This window comes from Natrinema sp. CRL1 (genome assembly GCF_059162405.1).
This window is the reverse complement of sequence record NZ_JBLVOY010000001.1, coordinates 667,811-680,673: the sequence shown is the minus strand read 5'-3', so window position 1 is coordinate 680,673 and position 12,863 is coordinate 667,811. Positions and strand designations below refer to the sequence as shown.

The following is a 12,863-nucleotide window of genomic DNA, read 5'->3' as shown; positions in this document are numbered from 1 at the left end:
CGGGCACGCGTAGAATCCGTTCCCCGTTCGCGAAACAGTTATTTTCTTCACCCGATAAGTGCAGCGAACAATGAAATTCGAAGACCGTTGCTTCGGGTCACATCGATCCGCGGATCGGAGGAGGAAACAGTCGTGACGGATCCAGATGAAGAGGCCGTCAAAGACCGCGTCCAGCAGTACTGGAACGACCGCGCGGAATCGTACGACGGAGACAGCCACCACGCCGTACACAGCGACGAGCAGCGCGAGGCTTGGTTGTCGATCCTTCGGGACTGGTTCGGTGACGGTGACTCACCCCAGCGGATTCTCGATGTCGGCTGTGGAACGGGCGTCATCTCGCTGATGCTGGCCGAACTCGGTCACGAGGTCTCCGGTGTTGACCTCTCGACAGACATGCTCGAGCGCGCTCGAGCGAAAGCCCGCGAGCGCGACCGGTCGGTCGAGTTCCGAAACGGGGACGCGGAATCGATCTCGGATCCCGAGAATACGTACGACATGCTGACGGCTCGGCACCTCATCTGGACGCTTCCGAATCCGTCGGCGGCGCTTCGGGAATGGCAACGGATCGTCCGTCCGGGCGGCCGGATCGTCCTGATCGAGGGCCACTGGGACTTCGAGGAGCCGTTCGACGGCTACGAAGACATCCACGACGAGTTGCCGCTGTACGACGGCCGCCCGCCCGAAGCGCTGGTCGACGCACTCGAAGAACACGGACTCGAGCGGGTCGAATACGAGCCGCTGATGGAGTCGGTCCTCTGGGGCGAAGAGCCGAATTACGAGCAGTACGTCGTCGCCGGCGACGTTCCGGAGTAAACTACCCCACCCTACTTCGCTCAGGGTCTACTGACCCGCTCGCTCGTTGAGGGCGGGGCTTTCGCATGGACTCCCGTTCTATGCCTCAACAGAGGCAGGGGGTACATAGTCCCCACTCACGTTCAGCGTCCCGCGATTCAAGCGCACGTCTACGGGTGCGCCTCCATCGTCTGCGTTTTGCCGACGACGGAGATACTGCAAGCCGATGTTCTTCGAGGCATTGTAGTCGGCGTGGTTCTCGTACCCACACTGCTGGCACTCGAATGACTCTTGGTGGCGGTTCTCGTCGTGGGTAAACCCGCACGTCGAACATCGCTTCGACGTGTTGCGCGGATCCACCTGGACCACCTCCAGGCCGTATTCGTCTGCCTTGTACTCGACGTACCCGTACAAGCGTCGGAACGCCCAGCGGTGTTGCCACGTCGCCTCGGGGAGGTTCTCCCTGATGTGGGTTAGGTCCTCGAACACAATGTGCGAACACTCGTTCTCGATGGCCTCCTGGATGAGGTTGTTCGCAATCGTGTGCAGGTGGATGCTGAAGCGTCCATCCGCCTTCCGACCAACACACTGGATGTTCTCGTGGGCTGCTCGTGATCCACACTGGCCGAGCGAACCACGTCGTTGCTCGTACTCTCGATTCCAGTGGTTGAACTCGTCCGCACTCCAGAACGTGCCCGTTGAGGCGACAGCGATATTGTTGACACCCAGATCGACACCAAGGACTGTTCTGTGCTCAGTATCGGGTTCGGCGTCTTCCTCGACTTTCCGCATCGATGCGTGGAGATACCAGTCACCATCGCGGTACTGGAGATGGCCCATCCGAAACTCGTAGTCATCATCGGAGACGTACTTCGTCGGGGGCGTCTCCGATCCGTCTGGAAGGATGTAATCGCACTCGACACGACCATCGGGGGTCGAGAGTGAGACGTGATCGCGGTGGAACGTCGCACTCCGGTTGTCGTAGACAACACTGTCAGCCGAAAACTGGGTCGAGACGTGGGTTCCCCGCGTTCGAGCCGGCTCACCCCACTTTTGATGGCCTCGACGGCCCGCCGAATGCCTTTCTGCACGAGGTTCGCGGTAAGTTCGGTCTCGTCGCGAAGGCGGTCGTAGAGTGCGCGTTCGGCCTTGGCTTTCGAGGTGACGTGGTAGCCATCGTCGCCGTGCCAGCACCACTCGCTCGCGGTGTTGGCGCAGTGTTTGAACTGTTCGACAGTCTCTCGAAGGAGCGAATCGGCTCCATCGGGTGTGTCGAGCTTGATAACGGCGGTACGACGGCACTCCACTATATTTCACATATTGTGGGGCAGTTATTTAATAATTGGGAGTCTGGTTGCTGTTGTTCGTAGGCTGTGGTAGGTGCTGTCGATTTCCTCCCCGCTCTACTCGCTCACTACGTTCGCTCCTTGAGGGGCATCCACCTCGGTATTCTGGTGAGACGATAGCGGAGACCGAACGGAGACGACGGAGAGATCGCCTGCGATACCCGTGATCGATCCGTGCTGCCGTTCGGCTACGCGACCGGTTGCCGAACCGCGAGCACGACCAGATCCGAAAACGGCGTGTCCTCCCGTCCGGTCCCGCCGGCGTGTTCGGACAGTTCGGCCAGCGTGAACCGATGGATTTGCTCGTCGTCGTGGGTTAACTTCTCGAGTACCAGCGCCTCGAGATCCGGATCTGCGCCTTCCTCGAGCAGGAACTCGGCGAGGTAGCCGGGCATCCGGTCGTAGGGACGGGGAAGCACGAGCAGGTGCCGTTCGTCGTCCGTCGCCGCCCTCGCGAGTCGGTCCATGTCGGCCTCGAGGTCGCCGCTCTTGTGCAGCGTGACGAACTCGGTGTCCTCCATCGGCGTCCGGGCGCGGCTCGCGGCCATCTGAATCGAGGAGATGCCGGGGATCACGCGGACCGGTACCTCGGGATCCTCACGCTCGACTGCATCCTGACGAGCCTGCGAGTCAGGGCTCGTGGAACAGCGTTCCACGGCGTCTTGGACCTTCCCGACGAACTGGTATCCCGAGTGGTTCGGGTCGCCCATCGCCACGGCGGTCCCTGACTCGCCGGCCGCGACGCGCTCGCCGAAGGCCTCGAGTGCGTCGGCCTCGTCCTTGTAACCACACGTCAGCAGGTCGGCGTCGGTCAGGTCCGCGACGAACTCCACGACGGTAGTGAAGCCGACGACGACGTCGGCCTCCCGAATCGCCCGCCGGCCTCGCGGAGTGAGATACTCTTGATTGCCCGGGCCGACGCCGACGGCATAGACGGGCTCGTCCGTTTCTTCCTCGATGTCCGTCTCCGCGGCTCCCGCCGCGAATGTCGCCGGATCCGGCCCGCTCTCGAGGTCGTACTCGCCGCTCATCGGTTCCGGCCGTCTGCGGCCCGCGTCTCCGCGTCCATCTCGAGATCGATCTCGTCGGTCCGAACGTCTTTCGCGACGTGGATCAGTTCGTTCGTTAGCGCCGCGGCGAGGCCACTCCCGCCGCGCCGGCCGACGTTCGTGATCGCGGGCACGTCGTATTCCTCACTGATCTCGCGAATGCGTTGGCGGCTCTCCTCGGCCTTGACGAAGCCGACCGGGGTCGCGACGATGGCGGCCGGCCGGGTCCCGTCCTCGATGCAGTCCGCCAGCGCGAAGGCGGCGGTCGGGGCGTTCCCGATCGTCGCGATCGCGCCGTCGTAGACGCCCTGTTTGTCGAGTTCGAGCACCGAAGCCGCCGTCCGGGTCATTCCCGTCTCTTCGGCCAGTTCGGCACCGTTGCCGATCGCCTTGCGCTTCTCGCAGTTGTGGCCGCGGCCGGTGATCCCGGCCTTCGACATCGTGATGTCCGTGACGATCGTGGCCTCGTCGAGGACGGCTCGAGCGCCGGCCCGAACCGGCGCGTCCTCGTCGTCGCCGAGGTCGTCGCCCCCAGTGAACTCGATCAGGTGCTGGAACTCGATGTCGCCCATCGAGTGGACCGATTTCTGTCGCACGCGGTCGGCCAGCGTCTCGTCGGGGACGAACTGGCGGACGATATCCATGCTCGTCTCCGCGATGTCCATCGCGTTCTGTGTCGTCGCGCCTAAATCGGCGTACTCCTTCTCGAACTCCTGACTATCACTCATGGCTCTCACTCTCCGAGGTTCGCATGTCGGTTCTCGTCCGAACTCGTTCGCTTGTCGCTGCGGATCGCTCAGTCATCGGTGGACACCTCCGCGCCCACCGCATCGTTAGTCGTCCGCGCTTCGAGGTCGCCTTCTACCTCGAGGTTCAGGTCGCGAAGTCGGTCGATCGTCTCGTCGTCGGCGTCCCACAGATCGCGGTCGATCGCCTCGAGTAAGGTGTCCGTGATCGACTCGAGCGCCCACGGATTCACGTCGCGCATCCATTCTTGCCGAGCGTCGTCGAAGGCGAACTTCTCGGCGACTTCCGCCCAGAGGGTGTCCGAGACGACCCCGGTCGTCGCGTCCCAGCCCAGCGTCACGTCGACGGTCGTCGAGAGGTCGCCCGCGCCCTTGTAGCCGTGTTCTTCCATCGACTCGAGCCAGTCGGGATTCAACACGCGCGAGCGCATCGCCTTGCGGACCTTCTCCTCGTTCGTGTAGACGTCCACGTTGTCGGGGTCCGAGGAGTCGCCGACGTAGGAGGCCGGTTCCTCGCCCGAAATTTCGGACACTGCGGAGATGAACCCGCCGTGGAAGGCATACCAGTCCGAGGAGTCGAACTCGTCCTGTTCCATCGTGTCCTCGATCTTGACGGTAGCATCGACACTCGAGAGGCGGCGTTCGAAGGCGTCGTGGGCGTCGGAAACCCGACCGCGCGAGCCCATGGCGTAGCCGCCCCACTGGACGTAGACGGAGGCGAGGTCGGACCGGTCGTCCCAGTTGCCCTCGTCGACGGCCTTGTTCGTCCCGGCACCGTAGCCGCCGGGTCGGGTCGTGAAGACGCGGTGTTTGGCCGCCTTGCGGGCGTCGGATTCGTCGAGCCCTTCCTCGGCCTCGAGTTCCGCCTGCTCTTCCTCGACGTGTTTCTTCACGTAGTTCATCTCGAGCGGTTCGTCGAGGTCGACGACGGCGTCGACGGCGTCGTGGATGACACCCGCGGCGGCGGGGAAGGCGTCGCGAAACAGTCCCGAGACGCGGGTCGTCACGTCGACTCGCGGCCGATCGAGGTCCTCGAGCGGGATCGGCTCGACATCGTCGATCCGGCCGGCGTCGGTCCACTGCGGTTCGACGCCCATCATCGCGAGGACCTGTGCGATGGTCTCGCCGCGGGTGCGTACCGTCGGGGTCCCCCACGCGACCACGCCGATCTCTTCGGGGTACTCGCCGTTCTCCGAGTGGTGGCGCTCGAGCACCCCCTCCGCCACTTCGCTCCCGACCTGCCACGCGGCTTTCGCGGGGACCTTCCGCGGGTCCAGCGTGTAGAAGTTCCGCGCGGTCGGCAGCAGGTCGACGCCGCCGCGGGTCGGCGCGCCCGAGCCGCCCGGCGGCACGTACTCGCCCGAGAGGGCGTCCGCGGTCCGGGGAATCTCGTCTTCGGCCCCCTGCACGCGGGGCTGGGCCTCCTCGCAGATGTAGGCCAGCGCCTTCCGCAGGTCGTTGTGGGCACCCGACTTCGCGCGCCCGTCCCCGATGGTCTCGAGGTCGACGACGAGCAGATTCATGTTCACCTCGTCGTCGGGGCCGGCCTCGCGCTCGGAGACGGGGATGTCGAAGTCGTGGTCGGCGAGCGTCTCGATCAGGTCGACGCTGGTCTCGTAGACGATGTCCGCGGCCTCGGCGTAGGTCATCCCGAGGTCCGCGGCGTACTCGCCGGGCGAGTCGAGCATCGTTTGATAGTCGACGCCGAGCGCGCCGGCCACGCTCTCGCGCAGGCTCGGCGCGCCGGGGTTCTCGAGTCGCGTGAGCGCGACCAGATACTCCGTCAAGCGCTCGCCTTCGGGCGGCTCGGACATGGTGTGCAGCCCGAGGCGGATCTGGGTCGTCTTCACGTCCGTGAGGTACTCGTGGATGCGCTCGACCAGTTCGTCGATGTCGACCTCGTCTCCGGTCACCTCGCCTTCCGCGAGGCTCGAGCCGGCCTCGTCGGGGCCGCGAACGTCTGCCTTCTCGTCGATGGTGCCCGAGATACCGAGTTCGACGGCGAGATCGAGTTCTTCGACTTTCTCCCGCATGAGGTCCGCGAGGTGCTCGCCGTCGTCGGCGCGGGCGTCCTCCATCCCGGCCTCGCGGTACTGGTTGGCGAGTTCCTCGAGTTCCGATAACTCGTCGTAGGTGCCCGCGTTCCGCATGACGGGGGTCAGATAGTCGACGATCGCCGCATACGAGCGGCGCTTTGCCTGTGTCCCCTCGCCGGGGTTGTTGACGATGTAGGGGTAGACGTTCGGGATGTCGTCGATCAGCTGATCCGGCGCGCTCTCGCCGTTCAGCCCGACGGTTTTCCCGGGGAGCCACTCGAGGCTGCCGTGGGTGCCCAGATGGACGACCGCGTCGGTCTCGAAGGCGTTCCGGAGCCAGCCGTAGAAGGCGAAGTAGTCATGTGGCGGCTGGAGATCGGAGTCGTGGTAGACCTTCGAAGGGTCCATCCCGAACCCGCGCGGGGGCTGGACCGTGACGAGGACGTTGCCGAACTCGACGCCCGGAATCGCGAACGGCCGGTCGGGGACCTCGCCCCACTCTTCGATGATATTTTCCTGAAAGCGCTCGTCGGTGTCGGCGAACCACTCTTCGTAGGTATCCGGAGAGACGACGTCGACGGAGAGGTCGCGAACGTCCTCCGGTGCAACCCAGCGGTCCTCGAGCGTGAGCTGAGCGGTGAGTGTCTCGACCAGCGACTGCCCGCTGTCCGGCATGTCGTCGCCTAAATCGTAGCCCCGGGCCTCGAGTTCCTCGAGCAGGTTGACGGTCGATTCGGGCGAATCGAGGCCAAAGGCGGTGCCGATCCCGTCGTCGCTGGGCGGGTAGTTGTGAAGGACGACGGCGATCTGCTTGTCCTCGTTCGGAGTGTGGCGCAGTTCGGCCCAGTTGACCGCCAGCCGGGTCGCGTGGTCGATCCGATCCTCGATCGGGAAGTGATGTTTCGGCGCGGAGCCGATACCGGCCTCGTCGTCAGTGCGTTCCTTGCCGGAAATCGGGTGGGTGATGACGTTCCCGTCGAACTCCGGCAGCGCCACGGAGAGGGCGAGTTCGAAGCCCATCACGCCCGTGTCGCTGGATTCGTACCGCGATCGGGAGCGCATCGTGGTGACTGTCTGGAGGACCGGGACGCCGAGGCGGTCGAGGAAAACGTCTTCTGCACTACTGCCCTCGTCGTCGGCGCTGCGGCCGCGCTCGTCCATCGAGAGAGAGAACATAAACGAAGAGAGCACGGCGTCGACGAGCGGCTCGCCCGCGTCGTTTAGGAGCCAGTTGTCGGTCACCCACTCCGCGTCTTCCTGCTCGTCGGTGTCCGTTGCCGGATTACAGAAGATCGGCAGGGCATTGGCCCCCTGTTCCTCGAGCGCGCGGACCTGTGCGTCGACGTACCGAGTGTTCTCGTGGGTCCAGTGTGACTCGTAGAACCAGACCGCGACCGTCGGCTTGTCCGGGTCGTGAGTCGCGAGCAGATCCTCGTATCCGATGCCCGGATGGTCGGGATGGTAGACGCCCTCGGTGGGGAGTTCGGTCGGCTCGTCGTACGCGAGGTCCCGCCCCTCGTACTCGGCGGCGAGGAAGCGACACAGGTTCGCGACGTTGACCGTGCCGCCTTTCTCCAGATAGTCGTAGGTCAGGTCGCGGTGTTCGGCCGAGACCGTCGTGTCCTCGACGGCGTAGGCGTCGCCGGTCGCCTTGACGACCAGCGGGACGCCGGCCTCCTCGAGCGCGCCCGTCGCGTAGTCGTAGCCGGGCATGCTGTCTTCGGCCCCGTGCAGCCAAAGAATCGCCGCCGCGGCGTCGTGCAATTCCTCGACGAACTCCTCGACGTCGGCCTCGTCCTCGAGGTCGCTCTCCGAGCGGACGACCAGCTCGACGCCCTCGAGGCGCTGTGCGGCCCGGCCGATCGAGCCGAGTTCGTTCTCCGTCGCGGTGTAGATCCCGATCCGTGTCATCGTACTTTTAAACCTCTATTGTATTAGCTCAAGTATGGTTGCAAACGCCGGGGGCAAAAAGCTGTCGTCACTCCCCTTTCCGGCGATCGTCGGACAGGACGAGTTAAAGCGCGTGCTGCTCGCCGTCGCAGCCGACGACGGCCTCGACGGAGCCCTGATCGTCGGCGAGAAAGGCACCGCGAAGTCGACCGCCGTTCGGGCGCTCGTCGATCTCCTGCCCGAGCAGCGAGCCGTCGCGGACTGCCCATACGGCTGTTCGCCCGACGACCCCGACCTGCAGTGTGCGGACTGTCGGGATCGCGATTCCGACGACCTGCCAATCGAGACGAGACCGGTTCCCCTCGTGACCCTCCCGCTCGGCGCGACCCGCGATCGGGTCGTCGGCACCCTCTCGGTCGAGGACGCGCTGGCCGGCGAGGCCGACTTCGATCCCGGCCTGCTGGCTCGGGCTAATCGCGGCATCCTCTACGTCGACGAGGTCAATTTGCTCGACGATCACCTCGTAGACGTCATCCTCGATGCGGCCGCAAGCGGCGTCAACACCGTCGAGCGCGACGGCGTCAGCGTCTCCCACCCCGCCGAGTTCACGCTGATCGGGACGATGAACCCCGAAGAGGGCGATCTGCGGCCTCAGTTGCGGGACCGCTTCGCTCTGCAGGCCAGCGTCGAGGGCTGTCGGGAGATCGACGACCGCGTCGAAATTATCGACCGCGCACTCGAGGCCGATAGCGGCGCTGGCGATGACAGCGCTCCCGACCCGCAAACGGAGTACGCCGACGAGGTCGACACCCTTCGCGACGATCTGGCCGCCGCTCGAGACCGCCGTTCGCACGTCACCCTCCCTGCCGAATTCAAAGAAGAGATCGCCGAACTCTGTCTCGAGGCCGGCGTCGACGGCCACCGCGGCGACGTGGCGACGGCCCGGACCGCGATGACGCTGGCCGCGCTCGAGGGGCGCGAGACGGTCATCGAGCCCGATATCCACGAGGCCGCGACCTACGCCCTCCCCCACCGCCTCCGGAGCACGCCGTTCGAGGACGAACCGGATCTGGACGACCTGCTCGAGGACCGGTTCGACGATGAGTCGCCGGACGAGGGAAACGGAGACCGCGAGCGCGACGCGGATGACGGTGACGGCGAGGACGATGGGGATCGTCCGGACAAAGAAGCCGAGTCGGAACCCAGCGACGGGGACGAACCCGGTGACGGCAGCAAGGGTGATGGGAGCGCGGACGGAGACGGGTCGAGCAACGAAGGGAGCTCCGACGGCAACGAGTCCGAACCCGGTGACGACTCGAGTCCCGAACGCCGACCCGACGACGGCGAGGCCCCGGCATCGGCGAACCAGTCGCCCGCCGAGACCGGCGACGGCGGGGCGGACGACAGCTCGAGCGAGCGGAAGTCGGAATCGGACGAGTCGTCCGAGGACGGCGGAGACGACGGGGACGACGAAACCGCCCAGCCACTTGTCCCCGGCCAGCAGCGGGCCGGCGTGGGCGAGGCGCGGGCTCCGGACCTCGAGACGCCGACGGCCGAACACAGCGGGAACGCGACGGCGACCGGGTCCCGGGCGAGCACGGCACCGAGCACGGACAACCGGGGCGCTCGGGTCCGCACCGAACCCGCCTCGGGAGATGGATCGATCGACGCCGCGGCGTCGGTCCGATCGGCCGCCGCTCGAGGCGAGTCCCGCGTCGAGGAGCGAGATCTACGGCAATCAGTACGCACCGGCGACACGTCGGTGACGATCGTCTTCGCCGTCGACGCCAGCGCCTCGATGCGCCCGGCGATGCGCACTGCGAAAGGCGTCGTCCTCGAACTGCTGCGCGACAGCTACGAACACCGCGATCAGGTCGCGTTCGTCGCCTTCGCCGGGGAGGACGCCGACGTCTTGCTCCCCCCAACCGACAGCGTCTCGCTGGCCGCTCGCCATCTCAAAAACCTCCCCTCGGGCGATCGAACGCCGCTTCCGGCCGGCCTCGAGACTGCGAGACGAGTGCTCGAGCGGGCCGAGACCGACACTTCGGTCGTCGTCCTCGTGACCGACGGGCGGGCGAACGTCGCCGACGGGAGCCCGACCGAGGCGACCCGGGCCGCGGCGCGAGCGCTCGCAACGAGTGATACTCGAGTCGTCGTTGTCGACGCGGGCGACGACTCTCGAGCCGGGCTCTCGGAACTGGTCGCCGGCGAAACCGAGGGCGAACTGGTCGACCTCGCTTCGCTGTCGGTCGGCACGGTGCGGATGGCCGCCGAGCGAGCGGCCGAGGAGACACAGCGGTAGTTCGCTCGAGGGTGGTCGACGCCGGGCGCGAGGGCGGACCAACACCCCTTTGAACACCCTCGGTCGTTATCCGACGAGAATCGATGACGGGGGACGAGCCAGTCGCCGACGAATCCGTCGGTGACGGCATCGAATACGGGATCGACGAACAGCCGCCGCTGGGCGAATCGATGGTGTTGGGGATTCAGCACTACCTGACGATGGTCGGCGCGAACATCGCGGTGCCGCTGATACTCGCGGGAGCGATGGAGATGCCGCCCAGCGTGACGGCTCGATTCATCGGCACGTTCTTCGTCGTCTCGGGGATCGCGACGCTGGCCCAGACGACGTTCGGAAACCGGTATCCGATCGTTCAGGGCGCGCCGTTTTCCATGCTCGCGCCGGCGCTGGCGATCGTCGGCGTCGTCACCGCCGGCGGCGTCTCGGGCGGGTCGGGCTGGGAGACCGCACTGGTGCAGTTACAGGGGGCGATCATCGTCGCCGCGGTGGTCGAAGTCGCGATGGGGTATTTCGGGCTGGTCGGCAAACTCCGCCGGTTCCTCTCGCCGGTCGTCATCGCGCCCACGATCGCGCTGATCGGCCTATCGCTGTTCAGCGCACCGCAGATTACGATGGCAAACCAGAGCTGGTGGCTGCTCGGGCTCACGCTCGGCCTCATTCTGCTGTTCTCGCAGTACCTCGACGTCAAACACAGGGCGTTCCGGCTCTATCCGGTCATTCTGGCACTGATCATCGCGTGGATCGTCGCCGCCACATTGTCGGTGTTCGGCGTGATCGGCGGGGGCCATCCGGGGTACGTCGAACTCGGACAGGTCACCGACACCCGGGCACTGCTGCCGATCTACCCCTTCCAGTGGGGAACCCCGCAAGTGACAACCGCTTTCGTCGTCGGGATGTTCGCCGGGGTATTGGCCTCGATCGTCGAGAGCATCGGCGACTACTACGCGGTGGCGAACATCACCGGCTCCGGCGCTCCGAGCGGGAAGCGGATCAACCACGGTATCGGGATGGAGGGACTGATGAACGTCTTCTCGGGCGTGATGGGCACCGCCGGCTCGACCTCCTACTCCGAGAACATCGGCGCGATCGGACTGACCGGCGTCGCCTCGAGATACGTCGTCCAGATCGGGGCGGTGATCATGCTGTTCGTCGGCTTCATCGGCTACTTCGGTCAGCTAATCGCGACGATTCCGGACCCGATCGTCGGCGGCCTCTTCATCGCTATGTTCGGGCAGATCGTCGCCGTCGGGATCTCGAATCTGCGCCACGTCGATCTCGACTCCTCGCGCAACACCTTCGTCATCGGCTTTGCGCTCTTCGTCGGGCTGGCGATCCCGGCGTACATGGGCAACTTCGAGAGCACGATCGCGTTCCGAGAGGCGGCCGGCCTCGAGGCCGGAATCGACTCGCTGCTCACGGCGCTCGGGGTCGCGGGGACGGCCGCTGCGGGGCCGATCGAAGCCGCCGCACAGGCCGTCGTCGACACCGTCTTCATCATCGGCTCGACCGGGATGGCCGTCGGCGGGCTCGCGGCGCTCGTCCTCGACAATACGATCCCGGGTACCCGCGAGGAACGCGGCCTCGCGGAGTGGAACCGGCTCACCGAAGACGAGTCGGAGTTCGAATCGTTCTGGGACCGCTGGATCGGGACCGAAGCCAAAGCCAGCGGCGAGGACTGACTGCGGATCGGTGGCAGGAACAACCCGCCAACTGTCGTGACTCGAGACGAACCGCGTCGATCAAGTCGGAGTCGAATCAGCTCGAGTGATTTTCACGCCGGGTGAAGGCAACCGCTCGTTCTAAGAGCGCACGGGCCCCAGTGAGCGTATGGCAGCACTCGAACTCGCGGACGGGACCATTCACTACGAGACGAGCGGGACGGGCCCACCGCTGGTGTTCGTCCACGGCGGCTGGATGAACGGCACAGCGTGGGAGCCCCAGGTCGAGCACTTCGCCGACGACTACCGCGTCGTCACACTCGACGTGCGGGGTCACGGCGACACCGGCGCGACGGAGCCGGACCGGTACTCGATCGGCCTCTTTACGGACGACCTCGAGGCCCTACTCTCGGCACTCGAGATCGAGCGACCGATCCTCTGTGGGCTCTCGTTGGGATCGATGGTCGTCCAAGAGTACGTGACTCGCCATCCCGACGACGCGGCGGGAGCGATTTTAGGCGGCGCGGTGCGGTCGATGCCGCCGGTAGAGTTGCCACAGGAGATGAAGGCGTTCTGGTCGCCGCTGCCGGCGATGTCGGCATCGCTGTCGGTGACCGGCTCGAAGGGGACCTTCCGATCGATGTTGCAGTCGATTCAGGCGACGACCGGCGAGCGGTGGCTGTCGGTCGACCCCGAGACCAGAGCCGCGGCGATCGAAGACGTCGGCGACATCCCGGCGGCGGAGTTCCGCAAGATCTTCGGCGCGCTCTACCGGTACGAACCGCCCGAGCTAACCGGCCTCGAGACGCCGACGCTCGTGATCCACGGCGAACAGGAGGCCCCGCTGGTCAAGCGACAGGGCCACCAGATCGCCTCGGCGGTCGCCGACGGTGATCGGCTAGAACTCGCCGACTCGGGCCACCTCGTCAATCAGGACCGACCGCGGGCGTTCAACTCGGCGGCGGCGGACTTTCTCGCAGCCCTGCCCGCGACGTAGCCCCGTCTCACCAGTTTCGGCTCGAACTACCTGTACCGATCGTCGCC

7 protein-coding genes and 1 pseudogene are annotated in these 12,863 nt (G+C 65.8%); 4 read left to right on the top strand and 4 right to left on the bottom strand.

Features of this window, described 5'->3' with window-relative positions; translation table 11 throughout:
- Positions 1-132: 132 nt before the first annotated feature.
- The gene (locus ACJYUO_RS03600; RefSeq protein ID WP_494344030.1) at positions 133-813 is read left to right on the top strand and encodes a class I SAM-dependent methyltransferase; all 681 of its coding nucleotides are present in this window, start codon (positions 133-135) and stop codon (positions 811-813) included.
- Positions 814-891: 78 nt separating this feature from the next.
- Here the strand turns inward: ACJYUO_RS03600 and ACJYUO_RS03595 are convergent.
- From ACJYUO_RS03595 to cobN, 4 genes and pseudogenes are all read right to left on the bottom strand, one after another.
- A pseudogene (locus tag ACJYUO_RS03595) lies at positions 892-2,099 on the bottom strand (RNA-guided endonuclease InsQ/TnpB family protein).
- 227 nt (positions 2,100-2,326) lie between these two features.
- The gene (locus tag ACJYUO_RS03590; protein WP_494344029.1) at positions 2,327-3,169 is read right to left on the bottom strand and encodes a cobalt-precorrin-7 (C(5))-methyltransferase; all 843 of its coding nucleotides are present in this window, start codon (positions 3,167-3,169) and stop codon (positions 2,327-2,329) included.
- Positions 3,166-3,915 (bottom strand): precorrin-8X methylmutase, encoded by a 750-nt coding sequence (locus tag ACJYUO_RS03585; protein ID WP_494344028.1) that lies wholly within the window; start codon positions 3,913-3,915, stop codon positions 3,166-3,168. Before ACJYUO_RS03585 ends, ACJYUO_RS03590 begins: the two co-directional genes overlap by 4 nt.
- Before the next feature lie 68 nt (positions 3,916-3,983).
- Positions 3,984-7,880, bottom strand: coding sequence for a cobaltochelatase subunit CobN (gene cobN, locus ACJYUO_RS03580; protein WP_494344027.1), 3,897 nt, complete (start codon positions 7,878-7,880; stop codon positions 3,984-3,986).
- A gap of 34 nt (positions 7,881-7,914) precedes the next feature.
- Between cobN and ACJYUO_RS03575 the strand changes: the two genes are divergently transcribed.
- The 3 genes from ACJYUO_RS03575 to ACJYUO_RS03565 all read left to right on the top strand — a co-directional run bounded on the left by ACJYUO_RS03575 (position 7,915) and on the right by ACJYUO_RS03565 (position 12,816).
- A complete protein-coding gene (locus tag ACJYUO_RS03575; RefSeq protein WP_494344026.1) occupies positions 7,915-10,161 on the top strand; it encodes a VWA domain-containing protein in 2,247 nt (748 codons plus the stop codon).
- An 83-nt stretch (positions 10,162-10,244) separates the two neighbouring features.
- A complete protein-coding gene (locus ACJYUO_RS03570; RefSeq protein ID WP_494344025.1) occupies positions 10,245-11,840 on the top strand; it encodes a uracil-xanthine permease family protein in 1,596 nt (531 codons plus the stop codon).
- Positions 11,841-11,988: 148 nt separating this feature from the next.
- Entirely contained in the window at positions 11,989-12,816 is an 828-nt protein-coding gene (locus ACJYUO_RS03565) for an alpha/beta fold hydrolase (protein WP_494344024.1), read from the top strand.
- Positions 12,817-12,863 lie beyond the last annotated feature (47 nt).

What these genes read in the sequence shown, in the direction of transcription:
- cobN (WP_494344027.1), bottom strand. Translation starts at nt 7,880, where the DNA reads ATGACACGGATCGGGATCTACACCGCGACGGAGAACGAACTCGGCTCG.
- ACJYUO_RS03575 (WP_494344026.1), top strand. Translation starts at nt 7,915, where the DNA reads ATGGTTGCAAACGCCGGGGGCAAAAAGCTGTCGTCACTCCCCTTTCCG.
- ACJYUO_RS03565 (WP_494344024.1), top strand. Translation starts at nt 11,989, where the DNA reads ATGGCAGCACTCGAACTCGCGGACGGGACCATTCACTACGAGACGAGC.
- ACJYUO_RS03570 (WP_494344025.1), top strand. Translation starts at nt 10,245, where the DNA reads ATGACGGGGGACGAGCCAGTCGCCGACGAATCCGTCGGTGACGGCATC.
- ACJYUO_RS03585 (WP_494344028.1), bottom strand. Translation starts at nt 3,915, where the DNA reads ATGAGTGATAGTCAGGAGTTCGAGAAGGAGTACGCCGATTTAGGCGCG.
- ACJYUO_RS03590 (WP_494344029.1), bottom strand. Translation starts at nt 3,169, where the DNA reads ATGAGCGGCGAGTACGACCTCGAGAGCGGGCCGGATCCGGCGACATTC.